We start from the raw sequence: 21,171 nt of genomic DNA, 5'->3' as shown, positions 1-21,171 counted from the left end.
AATAATGGTTGAGGAAGGAAGGAAATATGTTTTTGATTTTGATAGCACTTTAACTCGTGTCGAAGCCCTGGATGTATTGGCGGAAATGACGCTTAGAAATAAAGCCAACAAAGATGAAGTACTAAAAGAAATACAAGATATTACCAATCTTGGTATTGATGGTGACATTTCTTTTACAGAGTCTTTGGAGCGCAGAATTAAGTTACTAAACGCCCATAAAGATGATTTAGAAGGCCTTGTTTCGGAATTAAAGCAGAAAATCTCCAAATCCATTGAGGAGAACAAAGAGTTTTTTCAAGAATATGCTGATGATATTTATGTGATCTCTTGTGGGTTTAAAGAGTTTATTGACCCCATAGTTGCAGCTTATGATATTCCTTCAGAACGTGTGTATGCCAATACCTTTAAGTTTGACGAAGATGGAAACATTGTAGGTTTTGATGAAACCAATGTACTCTCTTCACATAATGGTAAGATAGAATGCTTAAAAACTTTGAACCTTGACGGTGAAGTTCAGGTTATTGGCGATGGGTATAGTGATTATGTCATGCGAGAGGCAGGTATAGCAGATAAGTTTTTCGCCTATACCGAAAACGTTCATCGTGAGAAAGCTACAGAAAATGCCGATTTTATTACTCCTAACCTTAATGAATTTTTATTTGTGAACGATTTACCAAGAAAAGTATCATACCCTAAAAACAGAATAAAAATTCTTTTGTTGGAAAATGTGCATCCAGATGCTTTTGAAAATCTATCGGAAGATGGTTTCTCTGTAGAATTGGTAAAGCATAGCATTCCTGAAGAGGAGCTTGTTGAGCGCATTAAAGGAGTACATGTACTGGGTATTCGTTCGAAGACTCAGGTGACCGAAAAAGTATTGGAAGCTGCCGATAAATTGTTGGCTGTTGGGGCATTTTGTATCGGTACCACGCAAATCGCTTTAGAAGCGGCAAAAAAGAAAGGCGTAGTTGTTTTTAATGCACCATATAGTAATACCAGGTCGGTGGTAGAGTTGGCAATTGGCCAAATTATAATGCTAAAACGAAGCATATTTGCGCGAAGTTCTGAAATTCATAGGGGACAATGGTTTAAAACTGCATTGAACTCTCAAGAAGTACGAGGCAAGAATTTAGGAATTGTAGGTTATGGAAATATTGGCAAACAACTTTCTGTCTTGGCCGAAGCCATTGGCATGCGAGTATATTACTATGACGTCGCAGACCAATTAGCTTTAGGAAATGCTATAAAATGCAGCTCCCTGGAAGATTTGTTGTCGGTTTCCGATGTGGTTACCCTTCATATCGATGACAACAAAGCAAATAAGAATTTTATAGGTGAACGAGAAATTAACCAAATGCGCGATGGGGCAATTCTAATAAATCTTGCTCGTGGTTTTGTTGTAGACATTCCGGCCTTGGCAAATGCACTTAAAAGCGGTAAGCTTGGAGGTGCCGCGGTTGATGTTTACCCAGAAGAGCCTAGGGCAAATGGTGAATTTACAACTGAATTGCAAGGTTTAGAAAATGTGATACTTACCCCTCATATTGGAGGAAGTACGGAAGAAGCACAGCGTGATATTGCCGACTTTGTGCCCAATAAAATTATGGATTATATTAATTCTGGTAACACGGTCGATGCTGTAAATTTCCCCAACATTCGATTACCAAAACAAAATAAGGCGCATCGTTTTCTACATATTCATAAGAATGTACCTGGCGTAATGGCAAAAATCAATGAGGTTTTGGCGAAATACGAAATGAATATTACCGGGCAGTATCTTTCTACAGACCCTGAGGTTGGTTATGTAATTTCAGATTTAGATAAAGAATATAACAAAGAAGTGATTAAGGCCTTAAAAAGTGTTGAACACACGATTAAGTTCAGGGTACTTTATTAGCAGGAATTAAATGGGTTGGGTATTACAAGGGATTGAAATTATTTGGTCGTTTCAATTAAAGCTCCCACCAAGTAATAGAATCCAACCCCAATATACAGTAACCCGACAACAAACCATATCCAATATTTAGCGTTTGAGACCTGAGCATTTTCATTCGCATTCTTTCTATTTTTTTTAGCTATCCAAACGAAAAAAGCCCCAACTATAATAATAAGTATAAATTTAATCATGATGGTAGGGTTCGTTTCTAAGAATAGTAAAAGCTCTATAGATTTGTTCGACAACAAATAAGCGTACCATTTGGTGCGAGAAGGTCATTTTAGAAAGACTTATTTTTTGGTCGGCTCTTGAGTATACCTCATCACTAAACCCATAAGGTCCGCCAATTGTAAAAATTAGTTTTTTAATCCCGCTGTTCATACGCTTTTGTAGTACGTTAGCGAATTCTTTACTTGAAAATTGCTTTCCCTTTTCATCTAATAATACAAGAACATCAGAAGTGGTGATTTTTTTGAGAATAAGCTCTCCTTCTTTCTGTTTTTGCTGTTCTTCCGAGAGGTTTTTGGCATTTTTCAGGTCAGGAATAATGTCCAGCTCAAACTTAATGTAATGACCAAGTCTTTTCACATAATCTGCAATTAAGTTTTGCAATTCCGTATTATCAGTTTTTCCTATGGCGATTAATCTTATGGTCACAGACTTTTATTATTTTTTCAAAAGTAGTATTTGTATGCGACACTGTTTTCGATTCCGTTTTTAGTATTTTAGCTCAAATTCGATTGCAACAATGATTTCAGAAGAACAATTTAATAAAGAACTGCAGTTAATTATTGCAAATGCCATTCGCGAAGACGTAGGTGACGGAGACCATAGTTCGTTAGCATGTATACCTGATTCCGCCACAGGTAAAGCTAAGCTTTTGGTTAAAGATACAGGTGTGATAGCAGGTATTGATTTTGCAAAACAAGTTTTTAAATATGTTGATGAAAATCTAAAAATAGAAGAACTTTTAAAAGATGGCGATATGGTGGAACATGGAGATATTGCTTTTTATGTCTCCGGAAGTTCACAAAGTATTTTAAAAGCGGAACGTTTGGTTTTAAATGCAATGCAGCGAATGAGTGCTATTGCCACTAAAACGAATTTTTTTGTTGGGCTTTTGAAAGGTACGGGTACTAAAATTTTGGATACCAGAAAGACAACTCCGGGTATTCGAGCTCTCGAAAAATGGGCCGTTAAGATTGGGGGAGGAGAAAATCATCGCTTCGCTTTATATGACATGATAATGTTGAAAGATAATCATATCGATTTTGCTGGTGGATTGACCAAAGCAATCAACAAGACCAAGGCTTACCTAAAGGAAACCGGAAGGGATTTAAAAATTATTGTTGAAGCTAGAAACTTAGGAGAAATAAAAGAGATTATAGCATCTGATGGGGTTTATAGAATTTTAATCGATAATTTTAATTACGAAGACACTCGAAAAGCCGTTGCTTTAATTAACGGCAAGTGTTTGACCGAGTCTTCTGGGGGTATTAATGAGAAGACCATTAGAGCTTATGCAGAATGTGGAGTAGACTATATTTCTTCTGGGGCCCTAACCCATTCTGTTTATAATATGGACCTTAGCTTAAAAGCCGTTTAAAAATGTCTGAATCCATAGAGGAAAGACTAGATAAAATACCGGTTATTAATTTACTGGTGCGTTTACTTAAAAAGGTAAAACTACCTGCTTTCGAAGGTCTTTCGCTTTATGATTTAATTGAAATTTACATTGTCGGCATTGTTCAAGGCACCTTATCTACAAGGGCTAGTTCCATTGCATTTAGCCTTTTTATGGCGCTTTTTCCGCTTATGATTTTTTTTGTTACCCTAATCCCCTTTGTGGTGCCTTATGTGAGTGCCGGAAATGAAGGTTTTGACGCCCAGTTCCTTATTTTTTTAGAATCTTTTCTGCCCTCTGCAACCAGTGATTATTTTAGTGATATCTATCAACAAATAAAGGACCAAAAAAGAGGAGGTCTTTTATCCTCAGCTTTTATCATCTCTATCTTTTTAGTGGCGAATGGAGTGAACGCCATATTTAGTGGGTTTGAAAATTCTTATCATATAGAATTGACGCGAAATTTTTTTAGGCAGTATATCTATGCTTTAATGGTGGGTCTTTTACTTTCAATTTTGTTGATAGTAGGGGCGGTTGTTTTTGTTTATGTTGAATTTTACGTTGTAGAGTACACTTCAGAATATTTTGGAAAGGCATATGGATATGATGTAAAAGAAGGTGATTACCTAGGTATACAGGTTGCAAAGGTTTTATTCTTTATGCTCTTTTCATACATAACAACGGCCATACTTTATTATTTCGGAACCGTAGAAGGTAGAAAAGCTCGCTTTTTTTCAGCCGGCGCCTTAATGACTACACTTCTGTTCGTTTTAACCTCTTACTTATTCGGAGTTTATGTTGAAAAATTTGCCCGTTACAATGAATTGTATGGCGCTTTAGGAGGATTATTAATTTTAATGGTGTTTATTTGGCTTAATTCTAATATTCTGCTATTAGGATTTGAATTAAATGCAACATTGTCTTCTATGAGAAAAAGTGTTGCTAGAAACTTAAAAGAAGAAAAAATTGAGAATTAGACATTGTTTTAGCCTAGTAATTGTATGCCTTAATATTCAATTTCTTTCCTCACAAAGCATTGTGGGCAAATGGAGAACTATTGATGACAGAAACGGAATTACCAAAGCTATCGTAGAACTTTATAAAGAAGATGGTTTGTTGCAGGGCAGGGTGCTTAAAATATTGGAAAAAGGAAAGGAAAATGCCCTTTGTATTAAATGTGAAGGAGAATTGAAGGATAAACCCGTTGAGGGAATGCAGATTATTTTTTCATTCAAAGAGACCGATAAAGGGGTTTATAAGGGTAAAAAACTTTTTGACCCAGAACAAGCTATGACTTTTCGAGGCAAAATATGGCTAGACCCAGATGACCCGGATAAGTTGAAGGTCAGAGGTTATCTCGCTTTTTTATATCGCACACAAACTTGGCTTAGGTTTCAAGAATAGTTTAACATGGAACATTTTATAGACGTTGTGCTTCCCATTCCTTTGGAGAAGCTTTTTACCTATAAAATTTCTGAACAGGAATCAGATTTTTTAAAAGTGGGTATGCGTGTTGCCGTTCCTTTTGGAAAATCAAAGATTTATACTGCTCTGGTCTACAGAATTCATAATTCCCCTCCTCAAGTTTATGAACCAAAGGAAATTCATCAAATTTTAGACGATAGGCCCATTGTTACCGCTGTTCAATTAAAACATTGGCAGTGGATAGCCGATTATTACATGTGTACCCTTGGGGAAGTAGTGCGCAGTGCTTTGCCTTCTGCCTTTTTATTGGAGAGTGAGACCTTAGTTTTGCCCAATAGAATAGAGGAAATTGACGAATTGCAATTAAAGGATGAGGAATTCTTGATTTTAGAAGCCCTTCGACATCAATCTGCCTTAAAAATTAGTGAGATTGTAGCTATTGTTGACCGGAAAAATGTACTTCCGCTAGTAAACAAACTTGTCGAAAAAAGGGCAATCCAGCTAAAAGAGGAGATTTACGAGCAGTACAAACCTAAATTGGTCAGGTATGTGCGTTTAGGCGAGGCGTATGATTCAGAAGAAAAATTAGAGGAATTACTGAACAGTTTAACAAGGGCTCCTAAACAAAGTCAGGTTGTACTTTCACTATTTTCATTACAGGCCAAAACAAAAAAACCTATTAAAGTTACAGACTTAGAGAAAGAGAGTGGAGGTTCAAAAGCCGTTATAAAATCCCTTATTACTAAAGGGATTTTAGATGAGTATCAGATTAAAACAGATAGGGTTGGTTATGACTGTTCTGGTCAAATACAGGGGCGACTAAACCTAAATAACGAGCAAAAAAAAGCTTTTAAAACAATACAAAACAGTTTTCAAGACAATAAGGTTTGCCTGCTTTATGGGGTAACCTCTTCGGGTAAGACCGAGGTATACATTAAATTAATAGAGCAGGTTCTAAGTGAAGGTAAACAAGCACTTTATCTACTGCCTGAAATTGCACTGACTTCGCAACTTATCAACCGGTTACAGGCTTATTTCGGAAATAAAGTAGCGGTTTACCATTCAAAATACAGTATACATGAACGTGTTGAGACTTGGAACAATGTATTAAATCACCAAGAGAAAGCCCAGATTGTGATAGGGGCAAGGTCTGCTTTGTTTTTACCTTTTTCTAATCTAGGTCTTATCGTTGTTGACGAAGAACATGAGTCTTCATTTAAACAGTTCGACCCAGCTCCGCGTTATCATGCGAGAGACGCTGCCATAGTATTGGCAAATTTTCAGAATTGTAAATGTGTTCTGGGTTCTGCAACGCCAAGCATTGAAAGCTATAAAAACGCAAAAAAAGGTAAATATGGTTTGGCAGAAATGAAGCAGCGCTATGGTAATGTTTTGATGCCAGCAATAGAATTGGTCGATATTAAGGAAGCTACCCGTAAAAAACGTATGAAAGGTCATTTTTCAGAACGTTTACAAGAAACGATATCGGAAGCGCTAAATGAAGGTGAGCAAATAATACTATTTCAAAATAGACGTGGTTTTGCGCCGATTATAGAGTGTACCACTTGTGGTCATTCATCGCAATGTCCGAACTGTGATGTGAGTTTGACCTATCATCAGTTCAAGAATCAACTTAGATGCCATTATTGCGGTTATCATATGGCTCTACAATTGGCCTGTGAAGCTTGTGGTAATAGTACTTTAGATAAAAAGGGATTTGGAACGGAACAAGTGCAGCAAGAATTAGAGATACTTTTTCCTGAAGCTAAAGTAGGTCGTATGGATTTGGATACTACCCGTGGTAAATACGCTTATGAAAAGATAATTACTTCTTTTGAACAGCAAGAAATGGATATTTTGGTAGGTACTCAAATGGTTACCAAAGGGCTCGATTTTAGAAATGTAAGCCTTGTCGGTATCATGAACGCCGATAGTTTGCTGAATTTTCCAGATTATAGAGCGCACGAGCGCAGTTTTCAATTATTGACCCAAGTTGCAGGTAGGGCAGGACGGACAAAAAAGAGAGGTAAGGTTTTAATACAGACCTATAATCCCTATCACCAAATATTACAGCAAGTATCCAGTACGGATTATGAAAAAATGTATGAAGAACAGATTTACGAACGCGAGCAGTATAACTACCCACCAGAGCTAAGAATCATCAAAATTACCCTTAAAGATAAAGATTACAACAAACTGAACGAAGCTTCGCAATGGTTTGCAAACTCTTTAAGAAATGTGTTAAAAGACACTGTTTTAGGCCCTGAATTTCCAGTAGTTTCAAGAATTAGACGCTTATATCTTAAGAACATTATTTTAAAGGTGCAAAAAGAAAAGCCGGTGGCCCAAACAAAAAATAGCATTAAAAGAATTGAAAAGTCTTTTAATGCTATTTCACAATATAAGAGTGTTAAGGTAATCTACAATGTAGACCACATTTAACTATACGTTTGCCAGTGCTTCTGCAAGCTCTGTCTTTTTGTTTCTGCTTAAAGGTATTTGTCTTCCCCCCACTTCAACATTCTTACTGTTGAATTTCTCGATTTTCTCAAGATTAACAATATAAGATTTGTGTATTCTTAAGAACTTTTCGGCAGGCAATTGCTGCTCAAAAGATTTCATTGTTGAAAGAATAACAATATTGGCTTCATCGGTAACTAATTTTATATAATCACCAAGGGCTTCTATCCATTTGATGTCATTAAGGATAACCTTACGTTTTTTAAGGTTGCTCTTTACAAAGATATGCTCCTCATCCTCATCAACTCTGTGGATTTGCTCGTATTTTGACACTGCTCTTTTAACAGAGGCTTCAAAACGCGCAAGTGTAATGGGTTTGTGTAGGTAATCGGTAACGTCATAATCGAATGCTCTTAGCGCATAATCCGGTTTACCGGTGATTAAAATAACCTGAGGTGGATTCTCCAAAGCTTCCAATAAGTCAAAACCACTAATAATAGGCATTTCAACGTCTAAGAAGATTAAGTCAACCTCATTATTCTTGAGGCCGTTTTTGGCTTCGATAGCGTTGCTATACTCTGCCACTAATGCAAGATGTGGGTGATTGTTGACTAACTTTGCGACAGCCATACGCTGCATCGAAGAGTCATCTACAATAATACTTTTTAGTTTCATAAATGGGGTGATTTGTGGGGTTAAATCATCGGCAAATTACATAAAAAACACGATGAGATGCAACAAAAGATGTAAACATTGCATAATCTGTTGTGTAATTGGTAATAGACGTGATGTAGGGTTGTTTATGGTTCAAATTGTTAATAACTGTTATTGATATGTTTGCACTTATAACGAACATTTTTCAGATTTCTTGTGAATAGAAACAATTATGTTTACTTTTGCGCTCCTTAAATAAATATATAATATGAACCATTACGAAACTGTTTTCATTTTGAATCCCGTTTTATCTGATACTCAGATAGAGGAAACAGTTAAGAAATTTGAAGATTTCTTAATTAAGAGTGGTGCCAAAATGGTAGCCAAAGAAAATTGGGGGCTTAAAAAATTAGCCTATCCAATACAGAACAAGAAAAGTGGATTTTACCATTTATTCGAATTTGCAGCTCCAGGTGAGGCCATAGGTCCTTACGAGTTAGAATTTAGAAGAGATGAGCGTATTATGCGTTTCTTGACTGTAAAACTTGACAAGCACGCGGTTGCTTGGGCAGAGAGAAGAAGAACAAAACTTAAAACTAAGGCGTAACCATGTCAACATTACAACAACAAGCAAAATCAAAAAAGGATGGCGAGATTAGATATCTTACTCCTTTAAATATAGAGACGTCAAAACAAAAGAAGTATTGCCGTTTTAAAAAGTCTGGTATTAAGTACATCGATTACAAAGACCCAGATTTCTTAATGAAGTTGGTTAATGAACAAGGTAAACTTTTACCAAGAAGGTTAACAGGTACTTCATTAAAGTATCAAAGAAAAGTTGCACAAGCGGTAAAGCGTGCACGTCATTTGGCATTGATGCCATACGTAGGTGATATGTTAAAATAATAAAGACGGAAAAATGGAACTTATATTAAAACAAGATGTACAAGATTTAGGTTTTAAGGATGATTTGGTTACCGTTAAAAACGGCTACGGAAGAAACTTCTTAATTCCACAAGGTTTAGCTGCATTGGCTACCCCGTCAGCTAAAAAAGTTTTAGCAGAAAATTTAAAGCAACGTGCGCACAAAGAGAAAAAAGTAATCGATGAGGCTCAAAAGGTTGCCAATGCTCTTAAAGAGTTAGAGATCAAGATTCCAGCAAAGACAGGTGCTGGTGATAAATTGTTTGGATCGGTAACAAGCATAGATTTAGCTGCAGCTCTTGACAAGTCTGGCCAAGCTATTGATAAAAAGTTTATCAGTATTCAAGGTGGTACCGTTAAAAGAGTAGGACCTTATAATGCGCAGATAAGATTACACAGAGAAGTTATTGTTGATTTCCCTTTTGAAGTCATCGCAGAAGCAAAATAAATATTAAGAATAAGTTAATAACTTGTGAAGAGCTATGCCTGCATAGCTCTTTTTTTTTGCCTTATTTTGCCTTATTATTAAGATAATCTAACTCAGAACATTATGAAGAAAAAATCACTTCTGGCGGCTATGCTATTGGTACTTGTATCATCGGCTTTTGCTCAAGTAACTACCTCTAATATTAGAGGAACTGTAGTTGATGAACAAGGCGAGCCTTTATTTGGAGCTAATATAGTTGCAGTTCATACACCAACAGGCACAAATTTTGGATCTATATCTAACGATGGAGGACGTTATAACCTACTTAACCTTAGAGTTGGTGGGCCTTATTCGGTCACTATCTCCTATGTAGGTTATAAAACTGTAATTAAGGATGATATTTTCCTTTCTTTAGGTAAAACCTTTAATTATAATATAGCATTGGTGCCGGATAGTCAACAATTAGACGAAGTGGTAGTCGTATCCGATCAGTCTGGTACTTTTGGAAGCGATAGAACTGGTGCCGAAACAAGTGTTAGTAGAAGAGATTTGGTTCGTTTACCTACAATTTCAAGATCTACTAATGATTTTATTAGATTAGAGCCAGCTGCTTCTTCAGGAGCATCAGGTCTTTCTTTTGGTGGTCGTAACGATCAATACAATAATTTTTCTTTGGATGGTGCAATTTTTAATAACCCTTTTGGTTTAGATGCAGCACAGCCTGGTGGTCAAACTAATGCGACTCCAATTTCTATAGAAGCCATAGATCAAATACAAGTAACCACAGCACCTTATGATGTTACACAGTCTGGTTTTACAGGTGCTTCTGTAAATGCTGTTACTAAGAGTGGTACAAACAATTTTTATGGAACTGCTTATGGTTTTTTTAGAAATGATGACTTAACTGGTGGTAAAATTAATGGAGATGATGTTACCAAGACAGGTCTAGAGCAAAAACAATATGGATTTAGTCTCGGAGGTCCAATAATTAAGGACAAATTGTTCTTTTTTGTAAATTTTGAGAAAGATGATTTAACAGAACTTGGTACCGATGGTTTTGTTCCAAGCGGTGTTGGTCAACCAGGAATAAGCACATCTAGAGTTACGCAAACAGATATACAGCTGGTTGATAATATTCTAAGGCAAGTTGTTATTGGTCAAGATGCTCAAGGAAATAATGTATTTTATAATCCAGGAGCAATTACAGGATTTAATTTTAATCAAGAATCTACAAAAGGAATTGTTAAGCTAGATTGGAATATTAACAACAACAACCGTTTAGCGGTGATTTATAACTTTTTAAATGCCTCTAGAGGATTACCAGCTAACCGAGATGCAATTACTTTCCGTGGACCAAGTACTCAAACATTACAGTTTGAAAATGCTGGTTATGAAATAAATAACAACATAAGATCTATACAAGCAGAATTAAACAGTACTATTAGTAATGAGGCTACAAATAAGTTGCAAATTGGTTATACTCATTTTGATGATTTTAGAAATCCATTTTCTACACCTGCACCTAGTATTACTATTTTAGATGAAACAGGAAGTTCTAACTATATCATTGCAGGTCATGAACCATTCTCTATTAATAATAGGCTAGACCAAAAAGTCTTTCAGGTTACTGATAACTTGAACTTTTTTGTAGGTGACCATACGTATACAGTTGGTTTTTCTTTTGAAAAATTTCAATTTGATAATTCATTTAATTTGGGTTTTTATGGTGCAAGAGGAGTTTTCTTCCCATCAAATTCTATAGCGGATTTTAGAAATCTAGATGCTGCTGGGGAAGCTGCTTTAGTTGCTGATTATCAATCTCAATTTGATGCAGCCATTGCAACAGCAAACAATAATAATCAATTTGCAGATGGCACCCCAGGTGGTTGGTCTTTGGCTGAAACCAATGTCGGACAGTTATCTTTTTATTTGCAAGATCAATGGGATGTTAATGAGAATTTTAAATTGACTTATGGTATTCGGTTTGATAGACCTTTATATTTTGATACGGCTAATTTAGTTGGAGAAAATATTGAAAGAAAAGGAGGAACGCTAGCCGAGGGTGGCACATATGCACCCGACATTGCATATTTTGACCCAGATACTAATGAAACAATAAACATTGATTCCGAACAATAGCCTAACAATGATTGGTTGATTTCGCCAAGAGTTGGTTTTAACTGGGATATTAAAGGGAACCAATCTGTACAATTAAGAGGCGGCTCAGGTTTGTTTACTGGTCGTTTTCCATTTGTTTGGTTAGGAAACCAAGTACAAGGAACGGATTTCTTTTTCTATCAAGTAGTTGATCCAGACTTCCAATGGCCGCAAGTTTGGAGAACAAACCTTGGTCTAGATAAGCGTTTTGACAATGGAATTGTATTAACAGCCGATTTATCCTATACAAAAGATATAAATGCTGCTCATGTGCAGAATTGGGGTCTAGGGGCCCCGTCTGGAACATTAACGGGTCCAGATAACAGGGCTGTTTATGAGAATTCAGATAAATCTCAATTATTTGGAGGTCCAACAAGTGCTTTTGTTTTTACAAATTCTGATCAAGGGAGAATTTGGAATGCAACTTTAAAATTGCAAAAAACATTTGATAGTGGTTTATATACTCAGTTAGCATATAGCTATTTAGATGCAAGAGAAGTTAATTCTATTGATGCTGAAATTACTGGAGACGCTTTTGCTGGTAATGCTATTGTTGGTAATGCAAATAGAGATGTATTATCTAATTCTCGTTATGGAGATAAGCACCGTATTATTGGTGTAATTTCTAAAGCATTTAAAACAGGAACAACAATTTCATCTTTCTTCGAGTATGCTCAAAGTGGACGTTTTAATTACATCTATGGAGGTGATATTAATAATGATGGTTCTAGCATTAATGATCTATTATACATTCCAACTGCTGGTGAAATTGGGCAGATGAACTTTAGTGGAGCTGGCCAGGCTGAAGCTTTTGAATCGTTTATTCAACAAGATGATTATTTAAGTGGCAGAAGAGGTCAATATGCCGAGCGTTATGGAGCGTTGGCTCCTTGGAGAGGACGTTGGGATGTGAAAGTGCTTCAAGACATTAAGGTAAATGATAAAAATAAGTTTCAATTAAGTTTAGATGTTCTTAATATTGGAAATTTGTTTAATTCTAACTGGGGAGTTGTAGAGCGTCAAGATTTTGATCAGTTATTAGGTGTTACGGTTGATGATACTAATACACCTACTTTCACTTTTGATCCAAATAGAGTAAATACTTTTTCTGCTGATACTAGATTACTTTCTAGATGGCAGGCACAAGTTGGTGTTCGATATATTTTTTATTAAGAATAATAAAGATTTTTAAAAGGTCATGTGAAAGCATGACCTTTTTATTTTTGCAAAATGAAATACAGAAGATTATCTAAAGAACAGTTAGAAGAACTACATCCTGAATTTATTAATTTTTTGGCCACGCAATCCATTACTGCTGATGAGTGGGCCGAAATAAAAGCAAACAAGCCCGAGGTTGCAGAAGAAGAGTTGGACGTATTCAGTGACTTGGTATGGGAAGGTGTGCTTACCAAAGTAAAATATTTAGAGAATATTTCAGAATTACAAATGCATCTCTTTGCCCTTACCGAAAAAGAAATGAAACTCATTTCGGTAAAAGTGCTCAATCCAGAAATCGATTTACGTACGAAAATCGGTTTTGACTGGTTTAAAAGAAACTTTCAGTCAGATTTCGTAGAGTACTTAACCGCATCAAAAGCATATTCTGAAGATAAAAACTTAGATAAATTTAATTTAATACAGCAAGGTGCCGTAATCACAAAAGGTGAGCTATACCAGTGGTTTGAGAACATTATAGATGTGAGTCCTACATAAAAAACCTTTTGTTTTGCTCTAGCATCATTTCAAAAAATACATTGCTTGGTTAAATATTGATGCCAAGATGTATTCACCTCGCAAACTCAAAGTTCTTTTAATTGCATTTATATGCACTCAAAATCTTTTGGCTAGTTTTAGCAATTTTCAGATTCAAGATTCTCTAAACCTATCATGGCATAATCTGGATGAAAGCGAAGCATATACTGCTCGGCATGAGAATTCTTTGGTGCAAGCCGGAGATAAATTTTATCTCATGGGAGGGCGAGAAAATGCAAGGACCATTGATGTATATGACTACAAATCAAATGAATGGACGGCTTTAGAAAACAATGCCCCAAAAAGCTTCAATCATTTTCAAGCTACCGTTTATGGCGGACTGATATGGGTAATAGGAGCTTTTAATACAAATGATTACCCAAATGAAATACCTGAACAATATATATGGGCCTTTGACCCTACAACTTTAAAATGGACGAAAGGGCCTGAAATTCCTGGGGAAAGGAGAAGAGGCGCCGCAGGACCGGTAGTTTTTAAAGATAATTTCTATGTTCTGGCAGGAAACACGAAAGGCCATAATGGAGGTTTTGTACCCTGGTTGGATAGTTATAATCCAGCAACTGGTGAATGGAAAATATTGGAAAATGCACCAAGATCTAGAGACCACTTTTTCGGAGTGGTAATTGAAAATAACTTATACGCCGCAGGAGGTAGGCTTTCTGGTGGGCAAGGAGGTACATTTATACCAACGATTGCTGAGGTAGATGTTTATGATTTAGAAAGAAATACTTGGAGAACCTTACCATCAAATCAAAATATTCCTACCCCAAGGGCGGGAGCTCCCACGGTGAACTTTAGAAATCACTTGGTGGTTATCGGCGGAGAGGTCAAAGAACAAGAGGTTTATGGTTTAACACGAACTGATGCCCTAGAAATAACCGAGGCCTATGATCCAAGATCTCAGGAGTGGTCGCGCTGGCCAGATTTAAACCATAAAAGACATGGAACACAGGCAATAGTATCTGGTGACGGTATTTTTGTTCTATCAGGGTCAACCAATTTAGGTGGAGGCAGGCAGCACAATTTAGAAGCTCTAGGTTCTAAAAAACCTGAAGGTAAAGCACTAATTTCGAGTAGACCAAAAACACCAAAAAAGATTAGAGCAAAAGGGCGGACTAAACTAAAAATTCCCATAACTCTTGACAAGGGCAATGTAGGCAAGTTTATTGTTAAAATCGATTTCTTTGGAATCGGGGCATCAGATTTTAGGTCCGAACATGATTATTGCGACCGACCTATCTTTATAAAACCTTATACAACCTTGCACATACCCATTCTATATCTAGGGAGTAAAAAAATAAAGCCAGCTACCGCAAAAATTTTATTTTCAGATAAAACGGTTGCAGAGGTTTTAATTAAATGACTTATCCTTTTACAGACTAAGTTGACCGCGAGTAGTTCAAGCTTTGGTAGGCAAGGGGGGGAGTCCTATATTTGCAGGATAGATTAGTTACATGGCACAAAAACCAAGCATCCCAAAAGGCACAAGAGATTTTTCTCCACAAGAACTGGCAAAGAGGAATTATATTTTTGACATTATAAAAAACCAGTTTGAACTTTTTGGTTTTCAACCTATAGAAACGCCAAGTTTTGAAAACTCGGATACTTTGCTTGGAAAATATGGTGATGAAGGGGATAGACTGATTTTTAAGATTCTTAACTCTGGGGACTTTATCTCTAAAGTTGACGATATCACTTATAGTTCTAAAAACTCAACTTCCATCGCCCCCAAGATTACTGAAAAAGCACTTCGTTACGATCTTACAGTGCCCTTTGCGCGTTATGTAGTGATGCACCAGAACGACATAGATTTTCCTTTTAAACGATATCAAATACAACCTGTCTGGCGTGCAGACCGCCCTCAAAAAGGACGCTTTAGAGAGTTTTACCAGTGTGATGCCGATGTTGTTGGTGCGAACTCCCTATTGCAAGAGGTAGAACTAGTTCAACTGTATGATGCTGTTTTTAATAGTTTAGGGCTAAAAGGCACTACTATTAAAATTAATAATCGTAAAATATTGTCCGGTATTGCCGAGTTCATAGGAGCCCAACATTTGTTGGTAGATTTCACTGTGGCTTTGGATAAACTTGATAAAATTGGGGAAGCCAAGGTAAAAGAAGAAATGCTGGGCAAGGGCATTTCTGAATTGGCTATACAAAAAGCGGCTCCATTATTCTCAATGTCAGGTAATGCAGCTGAGCAATTGAACCAACTGGAAGTTTTATTAACAGATTCTGAGATTGGGCTGGCCGGAGTTAACGAATTAAGGGAGATTAGTAACACGGTTACTGAATTAGGGCTAAAATCTGCAAATCTAGCTTTAGACGTTACTTTAGCGAGAGGTTTGAACTATTATACAGGAGCTATTTTTGAAGTTTCAGCTCCAGAGGGTGTTCAAATGGGTTCCATTGGTGGTGGTGGTCGTTATGATGATCTTACGGGTATTTTTGGTTTAAAAGATGTAAGTGGCGTAGGTATTTCTTTTGGGTTGGATAGAATTTACCTAGTCTTAGAAGAGTTGGGTTTATTTCCTGCGGAGATAAACCAATCTTTACAGGTGTTGTGCTTAAATTTTGGAGAAAAAGAAAGTCTAGCCGCCTTGAAGTTAATCGGAAAACTAAGAGAACGAGGGTTGAAGGCTGACTTTTATCCGTCAAATACCAAAGTTCAAAAGCAATTTAAATATGCCGATAAACGCAACGTTCCTTTTGTCATTTTAATTGGTCAAAAAGAGTTAGAAACTGGCAAGTGTATTGTTAAAAATATGAAAACAGGCGAGCAAAGCTCATACAGTTTAGACACTCTCGATGCAATAATCGATAGCTTAAAGCTTTGAGGTAATAGTTCTTATAATTTCCAAATGCCTTTCTTTTGCAGATGATATAAGGCCTCCGTCTTCATTTTCTACTAAAAACTTAAATTCATTTAGAGAGACCCATTTTAAAGCCTCGACTTCTGAATCTTGTTTAGTGAGCTGAGTGTTCTCATCTATTAGGTATAGAAAAATATGGGTGAATTCTCTATCCCAAATGCCATTGTCATGTTTTTTTTCCTTTTTTCGAATGCCTATTTTTTCAAGCTTATCTGTTTGAATCTGAATGCCTATTTCTTCTTCTACTTCTCTAAAAGCCCCAATTTCTGGACTTTCGCCAGCGGCAATATGACCAGCAACGGATACATCCCATTTTAAAGGATAGGTCTCTTTGTTTTTTCCACGTTGTTGCAGCAGTATTTTTCCATCTTTAGTATAAAACCAAACATGAATTGTTGGATGGAATAATCCCCCTATATGTGCCTTGGATTTTAGTGCCGTTTCTCCGGTTGAATTTCCATTCTCATCAAGTATATCGATCAATTCATCCATGACAAATACCTTAATGATGAAGTCATTTAGTCTTCAAAATAACTAAAGGTTTCCCCATCTTTTATAGTCAACAATGTTTCATAAATCAGCCGGATAACATTTTCTACATCCTCTTTGTGCACTGTTTCAACTGTTGTGTGCATATATCGAAGAGGTAAGGAGATTAGTGCGGAGGCAACTCCACCGTTACTGTAAGCAAAAGCGTCAGTATCTGTTCCGGTTGCCCTTGAAGATGCTGAGCGTTGAAACGGTATCTTCTTGGCTTCAGCAGTTTCTAATATACGTTCCCTTAATTTTTGTTGAACGGCAGGGGCATAAGAAATTACTGGCCCTTTGCCAATCTGAGTATCTCCTTGTACTTTTTTATCAATCATTGGGGTACTCGTATCATGGGTAACATCGGTAATGATGGCAACGTTTGGCTTTATGGTCTGGGTTATCATTTCTGCACCTCGTAAGCCTATTTCTTCTTGAACGGAGTTTGTAATGTATAGTCCATAAGGTAATTTCACCTTGTTTTCATGCAGTAAACGTGCTACTTCGGCAATCATAAAACCACCAGCACGGTTGTCAAGTGCCCTACAGACAAATTTGTCTTTGTTCAGTACGTGAAATTCATCAGGATAGGTGATGACACAACCCACATGAACGCCCATCTTTTCCACCTCTTCTTTGTCTTTGGCCCCTATATCTATACAGATATTGTCCACTTTAGGTGGCTCCTCTTTACCATTTCTTCTGGTATGTATGGCTGGCCAACCAAAAACACCTTTAACAATACCATTTTTAGTATGTATGTTCACCCATTTCGATGGGGCTATTTGGTGGTCACTACCACCATTTCTAATCACATAAAGAAGACCATTGTCAGAAATGTAGTTTACATACCAAGAAATCTCATCTGAATGCCCTTCAATAACCACCCTGTATTTGGCTTTAGGATTTATTACCGCTACGGCAGTACCGTAGGTGTCCGTTATAAATTCATCAACATAGGGTTTTAGGTAGTCCATCCAAATTTTTTGTCCTTCCCACTCGTATCCTGTCGGTGACGCATTGTTAAGGTATTTTTCAAAAAATTTTAAAGACTTATCAGTGATAATTTTCTTTGAACTCATAGGTGTGTTTTGAGCTACAAACATAGTAATATTCACTTTTATTTAATAATATAACATTGCCATTATTATTACTTTTGACAAGGTTTTTGAAAACCTATGATTATGGTACGAGAGGTATTTTCATTTCTAATGCTTTTTACTTTTTTCTTCGGCTTTTCCCAAGAAGAAAAAGAGCTGGATACTATTACCGACTATTACATTCGATTTGAAGGAGACTCTATTTTACAGAGCTCAATTCCCTTAGATGAAGTTTATATTTTTGGTAAACTTGAGTTCGCCGATAAGAAAGAGAAACTTAGATATTATATTCTAAGAAGAAAAACCATCAAAGTGTATCCCTATGCGAAGTTAGCTTCTGAAAGATTGGTAGAATTGAACGATAGCCTGACAAAAATCAAAAAGAAGCGTCAGCAAAAGCGATATACCAAGAAGGTGCAAAAGTATATTGAAGGAGAGTTTTCTGCCGAGCTCAAAAAATTGACACGTACCGAAGGTCAAATTTTGGTCAAACTAATTCACAGACAAACAGGTTCTACGGCATTTGATTTGGTAAAAGAGCTACGAAGTGGATGGCGGGCTTTTTGGTATAATACAACGGCAAAAGCCTTTAAGATAAGCTTAAAAGAAGAGTTTAGACCCGAAGAGGTTCATGAAGACTACCTTATCGAGGATATTCTACAGCGTGCTTTTACCTACGATAAACTAGAACGCCAAAAGTCAGTTCTTGATTATGATTTTGCTATGCTTAGCAATAAGTGGAAAAACGACTCCCCCAAAACCAAGGATTAGTCTTTTTTGCCAAAGACCGCATTCATAATAATGTTTACGGACCGAAAACCCAGGTATACGGCTAAAATTGCCACAATAATACCAATTATGAGTACAGGAATAAACAAGGGCTTATCGGTATTCTTAAAGGCTTGATATAAGATTATCGGCGCCAAAAACATTGTTACTGCGGTGAACGCAAAAGATTTGATTCCTTTAACCAATAATTCTTTATCTGTTTTCATAGAATTCAAATTTAGCTAGAATACTTTATATTTAGAAAAACGAACTTAATTGTTGTTTTCTAATGGATCTAGCACTACTTCTTTTAGTGATTGTATTTATAGTCATAGCTACGGTACGCTTTAAAATGCACCCAGTTTTATCACTTACAATAGCTGCCATATTATCAGGATTTCTATTAGGACTATCTCCTGACGTTATAACTAAAACAATAAGCGAAGGGTTTGGTAAAACACTATCCGGTATCGGGCTTATAATTGCCTTCGGAACTATAATTGGTGTTTTTTTAGAAAAAACAGGGAGTACCACAGTCTTGGCAAATACGGTTTTAAAATGGATTGGGCTCAAACGTTCTCCGTTAGCACTCAATCTGGCAGGTTTTATGATTTCTATTCCGGTTTTCTGTGATTCCGGTTTTATAATTCTTTCTTCCTTGAATAAAGCGTTAAGTAAGAAGACGGGCATTTCAGCTCTGGTATTTGCAGTTGCTTTGGCCACAGGTTTGTATGCGGCGCATGTTTTTGTCCCTCCAACACCTGGACCTTTGGCAGCGGCTGCTATCTTGGAAGCGGATTTGGGTACTGTACTTTTATTGGGTTTGGTCGTTTCAATTCCGGTATCATTGGCAGGATATCTATGGGCAATTTTTATTGGGAAGTCTTTAAAGGAAAGTGCAATAATGACTAAAAAAGATGAAAAACCGATAGAGGAGAAAGAAGCCAAGTATGTTGTTTCTCCGTTTCAGGCGTTTTTACCTATACTTATACCTGTAATTCTTATTGCTTTAAAATCTATTGGAGACTATCCTACAAAACCTTTTGGGGAGGAATTTTTTTTTAAACTATTCTCTTTTTTAGGAAATCCTATTGTTGCGTTGTTTATAGGTGTTTTTCTTTCATTTCCCTTGGCAAAATCGATAGATTCAAAAATTAAGAATCAGTGGATAACAAGTGCCCTAAAGCAAGCAGGACTAATAATTTTAATAACTGGTGCTGGTGGATCTTTTGGAGCTATATTAAGAACAATAGATGTTAATGAACTAATCAATTTAGAATCAACATCAGGGTATGGAGGTTTATTGATTTGTTTTCTAATAGCTGCTTTATTAAAAACTGCTCAAGGGTCATCAACAGTTGCTATAATAACCACGGCTGCAATAATTGCCCCACTTTTAGAAACTTTCGGATTAGTCAATATCACCAACAAAGCTCTGGTAGTATTAGCCATTGGAGCCGGTGCAATGACCGTTTCACATATTAATGACAGCTATTTTTGGGTAGTTTCGCAGTTTTCAAATATGGATGTGAAAACTGCATTAAAAGGGCATACTATGGCAACCTTATTTCAAGGATTAACTGGTTTGGTAGTGGTTTTACTATTACACGCACTTTTATAATTACTCTATAACAAGCGATTCTTTAAACTCTTGAACGACGGCGAAGTAGCCCAAAGGAAAATTCTCAGGCCTTTCTACATTGTCAAAAATAGAATCGTTGTCTATACCCGTAATATCGAAAACATTACCTCTAACAGTTGCAGCTGGGGTTTCGAATACACCCCCTGTGTTTTCGGTCTGTTCTAGTAGCAAATCCATATAATTATAAAATTGTTGGTCTGCACCCAGAATACTAATTTCTACCTCATCACCAGGTTCTAGGTTTTTGTCATAGAAATATGAAAATTGAAATTCTTGGCCATCGATAAATTGATCATCTAAAGCTAGAAATTCATTAAAATCAAAATCAAAAATATAGTAATTGTCCTCATTCGGAGTGTCAGTAAATGTAACCAAGACTTCTTTATCGTCTTCATCAAACAGGGTTTCGTTGCCTTGAACCAAATTGTCGATAGGTACTGTAGGAGTGTAGGTAGTTCTTGCAAAGTATCTATTGCCATTATGTTCCATAATTAATTGAATAACCATTCCTGGTTCCAGAGAAGTAGTTCTAATACGTTGGTCTCTATCAAAAGTTGGATCAGGAATATAAATTCCACTGCCCGGTTGTGATTCGGCCAATGAAGAACTAAAGACTTCTTCAAAAAGATTAGGGTCATCTTCAAGAGGAATACCATAAAAAATAATTGCACTGGATAATTCGGTAGGCTCGTTCTGTTCAAAAAAACTTGAGGTTTCGGAAACGCGTACTTCTACAGGTACAAATTCTTCGGTTATGTCGACTCTAAATACGGCGTTTACAATCAATCTAGATTCGGTTTGAGGCAAATCAACATCTACAATATCCTCACATGAAGTAATAAAAAATGCCAGCAAGTATAAATATGATATCTTTTTCATG

General features: G+C 36.5%; 20 protein-coding genes and 1 pseudogene. 14 read left to right on the top strand and 7 right to left on the bottom strand.

Annotated features, from left to right (window positions below; all coding sequences use genetic code 11):
• The first annotated feature begins 4 nt into the window (after positions 1–4).
• The gene (gene serA, locus ACFSQJ_RS08085; RefSeq protein ID WP_377766441.1) at positions 5–1,897 is read left to right on the top strand and encodes a phosphoglycerate dehydrogenase; all 1,893 of its coding nucleotides are present in this window, start codon (positions 5–7) and stop codon (positions 1,895–1,897) included.
• Positions 1,898–1,935: 38 nt separating this feature from the next.
• Here the strand turns inward: serA and ACFSQJ_RS08080 are convergent, their stop codons facing one another.
• Together ACFSQJ_RS08080 and rlmH are read right to left on the bottom strand one after the other, a co-directional pair.
• The gene (locus ACFSQJ_RS08080) at positions 1,936–2,127 is read right to left on the bottom strand and encodes a hypothetical protein (protein ID WP_377766440.1); all 192 of its coding nucleotides are present in this window, start codon (positions 2,125–2,127) and stop codon (positions 1,936–1,938) included.
• Complete coding sequence (gene rlmH / locus ACFSQJ_RS08075; protein WP_377766439.1) at positions 2,120–2,593, bottom strand: 23S rRNA (pseudouridine(1915)-N(3))-methyltransferase RlmH; 474 nt, start codon at positions 2,591–2,593, stop codon at positions 2,120–2,122. Before rlmH ends, ACFSQJ_RS08080 begins: the two co-directional genes overlap by 8 nt.
• A 91-nt stretch (positions 2,594–2,684) precedes the next feature.
• Between rlmH and nadC the strand changes: the two genes are divergently transcribed.
• The 4 genes from nadC to priA all read left to right on the top strand — a co-directional run bounded on the left by nadC (position 2,685) and on the right by priA (position 7,427).
• Positions 2,685–3,542: a carboxylating nicotinate-nucleotide diphosphorylase gene (gene nadC / locus ACFSQJ_RS08070; RefSeq protein ID WP_377766438.1), complete on the top strand. Its 858-nt coding sequence runs from the start codon at positions 2,685–2,687 to the stop codon at positions 3,540–3,542.
• Positions 3,543–3,544: 2 nt separating this feature from the next.
• A complete protein-coding gene (locus ACFSQJ_RS08065) occupies positions 3,545–4,537 on the top strand; it encodes a YihY/virulence factor BrkB family protein (RefSeq protein WP_377766437.1) in 993 nt (330 codons plus the stop codon).
• A gap of 61 nt (positions 4,538–4,598) precedes the next feature.
• The gene (locus ACFSQJ_RS08060) at positions 4,599–4,964 is read left to right on the top strand and encodes a DUF2147 domain-containing protein (protein WP_377766436.1); all 366 of its coding nucleotides are present in this window, start codon (positions 4,599–4,601) and stop codon (positions 4,962–4,964) included.
• 6 nt (positions 4,965–4,970) lie between these two features.
• On the top strand, positions 4,971–7,427 hold the full coding sequence (priA, locus tag ACFSQJ_RS08055; RefSeq protein WP_377766435.1) for a replication restart helicase PriA: 2,457 nt from the start codon (positions 4,971–4,973) through the stop codon (positions 7,425–7,427).
• On the opposite strand, the gene ACFSQJ_RS08050 is transcribed toward priA, so the two are convergent.
• Complete coding sequence (locus ACFSQJ_RS08050) at positions 7,428–8,120, bottom strand: LytR/AlgR family response regulator transcription factor (RefSeq protein ID WP_377766434.1); 693 nt, start codon at positions 8,118–8,120, stop codon at positions 7,428–7,430.
• 247 nt (positions 8,121–8,367) lie between these two features.
• Between ACFSQJ_RS08050 and rpsF the strand changes: the two genes are divergently transcribed.
• The 7 genes and pseudogenes from rpsF to hisS all read left to right on the top strand — a co-directional run bounded on the left by rpsF (position 8,368) and on the right by hisS (position 16,217).
• Positions 8,368–8,706 carry a 30S ribosomal protein S6 gene (gene rpsF, locus ACFSQJ_RS08045; RefSeq protein ID WP_377766433.1) on the top strand — a complete coding sequence of 113 codons (339 nt, stop codon included), beginning with the start codon at positions 8,368–8,370 and terminating at the stop codon, positions 8,704–8,706.
• A 2-nt stretch (positions 8,707–8,708) separates the two neighbouring features.
• A complete protein-coding gene (rpsR, locus tag ACFSQJ_RS08040; protein WP_377766432.1) occupies positions 8,709–9,005 on the top strand; it encodes a 30S ribosomal protein S18 in 297 nt (98 codons plus the stop codon).
• A gap of 13 nt (positions 9,006–9,018) precedes the next feature.
• Positions 9,019–9,471 carry a 50S ribosomal protein L9 gene (gene rplI / locus ACFSQJ_RS08035; RefSeq protein ID WP_377766431.1) on the top strand — a complete coding sequence of 151 codons (453 nt, stop codon included), beginning with the start codon at positions 9,019–9,021 and terminating at the stop codon, positions 9,469–9,471.
• 102 nt (positions 9,472–9,573) lie between these two features.
• A pseudogene (locus ACFSQJ_RS08030) lies at positions 9,574–12,780 on the top strand (TonB-dependent receptor).
• 57 nt (positions 12,781–12,837) lie between these two features.
• Positions 12,838–13,320, top strand: coding sequence for a DUF6495 family protein (locus ACFSQJ_RS08025; protein ID WP_377766430.1), 483 nt, complete (start codon positions 12,838–12,840; stop codon positions 13,318–13,320).
• 67 nt (positions 13,321–13,387) lie between these two features.
• Positions 13,388–14,743, top strand: coding sequence for a Kelch repeat-containing protein (locus ACFSQJ_RS08020; protein WP_377766429.1), 1,356 nt, complete (start codon positions 13,388–13,390; stop codon positions 14,741–14,743).
• Between the two features lie 91 nt (positions 14,744–14,834).
• Entirely contained in the window at positions 14,835–16,217 is a 1,383-nt protein-coding gene (hisS, locus tag ACFSQJ_RS08015) for a histidine--tRNA ligase (RefSeq protein ID WP_377766428.1), read from the top strand.
• Here the strand turns inward: hisS and ACFSQJ_RS08010 are convergent.
• Entirely contained in the window at positions 16,206–16,745 is a 540-nt protein-coding gene (locus ACFSQJ_RS08010) for an NUDIX hydrolase (RefSeq protein ID WP_377766427.1), read from the bottom strand. The two genes, hisS and ACFSQJ_RS08010, sit on opposite strands and share 12 nt — an antisense overlap.
• A gap of 26 nt (positions 16,746–16,771) precedes the next feature.
• Positions 16,772–17,863 carry a M42 family metallopeptidase gene (locus tag ACFSQJ_RS08005; RefSeq protein WP_377766426.1) on the bottom strand — a complete coding sequence of 364 codons (1,092 nt, stop codon included), beginning with the start codon at positions 17,861–17,863 and terminating at the stop codon, positions 16,772–16,774.
• A gap of 102 nt (positions 17,864–17,965) precedes the next feature.
• Between ACFSQJ_RS08005 and ACFSQJ_RS08000 the strand changes: the two genes are divergently transcribed.
• The gene (locus tag ACFSQJ_RS08000) at positions 17,966–18,652 is read left to right on the top strand and encodes a DUF4294 domain-containing protein (RefSeq protein ID WP_377766425.1); all 687 of its coding nucleotides are present in this window, start codon (positions 17,966–17,968) and stop codon (positions 18,650–18,652) included.
• Here the strand turns inward: ACFSQJ_RS08000 and ACFSQJ_RS07995 are convergent.
• The gene (locus tag ACFSQJ_RS07995) at positions 18,649–18,876 is read right to left on the bottom strand and encodes a DUF6095 family protein (protein WP_377766424.1); all 228 of its coding nucleotides are present in this window, start codon (positions 18,874–18,876) and stop codon (positions 18,649–18,651) included. The two genes, ACFSQJ_RS08000 and ACFSQJ_RS07995, sit on opposite strands and share 4 nt — an antisense overlap.
• A gap of 62 nt (positions 18,877–18,938) precedes the next feature.
• Here ACFSQJ_RS07995 and ACFSQJ_RS07990 point away from each other — a divergent pair, with 62 nt between their 5' ends.
• Positions 18,939–20,270: a GntP family permease gene (locus ACFSQJ_RS07990; RefSeq protein WP_377766423.1), complete on the top strand. Its 1,332-nt coding sequence runs from the start codon at positions 18,939–18,941 to the stop codon at positions 20,268–20,270.
• On the opposite strand, the gene ACFSQJ_RS07985 is transcribed toward ACFSQJ_RS07990, so the two are convergent.
• Complete coding sequence (locus ACFSQJ_RS07985) at positions 20,271–21,170, bottom strand: DUF4249 family protein (protein ID WP_377766422.1); 900 nt, start codon at positions 21,168–21,170, stop codon at positions 20,271–20,273. It lies immediately after the preceding gene.
• Position 21,171: the final 1 nt, after the last annotated feature.

It is taken from the genome of Croceitalea marina, from assembly GCF_042684265.1.
Lineage (GTDB): Bacteria > Bacteroidota > Bacteroidia > Flavobacteriales > Flavobacteriaceae > Croceitalea > Croceitalea marina.
The sequence above is the reverse complement of the archived record's forward strand: the minus strand, read 5'-3'. Positions and strand labels throughout refer to the sequence as shown.

Bases quoted from the DNA above. Each gene is read 5' to 3' on its own strand.
- ACFSQJ_RS08020 (WP_377766429.1), top strand. From the start codon at position 13,388: ATGTATTCACCTCGCAAACTCAAAGTTCTTTTAATTGCATTTATATGC.
- ACFSQJ_RS08080 (WP_377766440.1), bottom strand. From the start codon at position 2,127: ATGATTAAATTTATACTTATTATTATAGTTGGGGCTTTTTTCGTTTGG.
- rplI (WP_377766431.1), top strand. From the start codon at position 9,019: ATGGAACTTATATTAAAACAAGATGTACAAGATTTAGGTTTTAAGGAT.
- serA (WP_377766441.1), top strand. From the start codon at position 5: ATGGTTGAGGAAGGAAGGAAATATGTTTTTGATTTTGATAGCACTTTA.
- rpsR (WP_377766432.1), top strand. From the start codon at position 8,709: ATGTCAACATTACAACAACAAGCAAAATCAAAAAAGGATGGCGAGATT.
- hisS (WP_377766428.1), top strand. From the start codon at position 14,835: ATGGCACAAAAACCAAGCATCCCAAAAGGCACAAGAGATTTTTCTCCA.
- priA (WP_377766435.1), top strand. From the start codon at position 4,971: ATGGAACATTTTATAGACGTTGTGCTTCCCATTCCTTTGGAGAAGCTT.
- ACFSQJ_RS08010 (WP_377766427.1), bottom strand. From the start codon at position 16,745: ATGGATGAATTGATCGATATACTTGATGAGAATGGAAATTCAACCGGA.
- ACFSQJ_RS07985 (WP_377766422.1), bottom strand. From the start codon at position 21,170: ATGAAAAAGATATCATATTTATACTTGCTGGCATTTTTTATTACTTCA.
- ACFSQJ_RS08065 (WP_377766437.1), top strand. From the start codon at position 3,545: ATGTCTGAATCCATAGAGGAAAGACTAGATAAAATACCGGTTATTAAT.
- ACFSQJ_RS08050 (WP_377766434.1), bottom strand. From the start codon at position 8,120: ATGAAACTAAAAAGTATTATTGTAGATGACTCTTCGATGCAGCGTATG.
- ACFSQJ_RS08000 (WP_377766425.1), top strand. From the start codon at position 17,966: ATGGTACGAGAGGTATTTTCATTTCTAATGCTTTTTACTTTTTTCTTC.
- ACFSQJ_RS08005 (WP_377766426.1), bottom strand. From the start codon at position 17,863: ATGAGTTCAAAGAAAATTATCACTGATAAGTCTTTAAAATTTTTTGAA.
- ACFSQJ_RS07995 (WP_377766424.1), bottom strand. From the start codon at position 18,876: ATGAAAACAGATAAAGAATTATTGGTTAAAGGAATCAAATCTTTTGCG.
- rpsF (WP_377766433.1), top strand. From the start codon at position 8,368: ATGAACCATTACGAAACTGTTTTCATTTTGAATCCCGTTTTATCTGAT.
- ACFSQJ_RS07990 (WP_377766423.1), top strand. From the start codon at position 18,939: ATGGATCTAGCACTACTTCTTTTAGTGATTGTATTTATAGTCATAGCT.
- ACFSQJ_RS08025 (WP_377766430.1), top strand. From the start codon at position 12,838: ATGAAATACAGAAGATTATCTAAAGAACAGTTAGAAGAACTACATCCT.
- nadC (WP_377766438.1), top strand. From the start codon at position 2,685: ATGATTTCAGAAGAACAATTTAATAAAGAACTGCAGTTAATTATTGCA.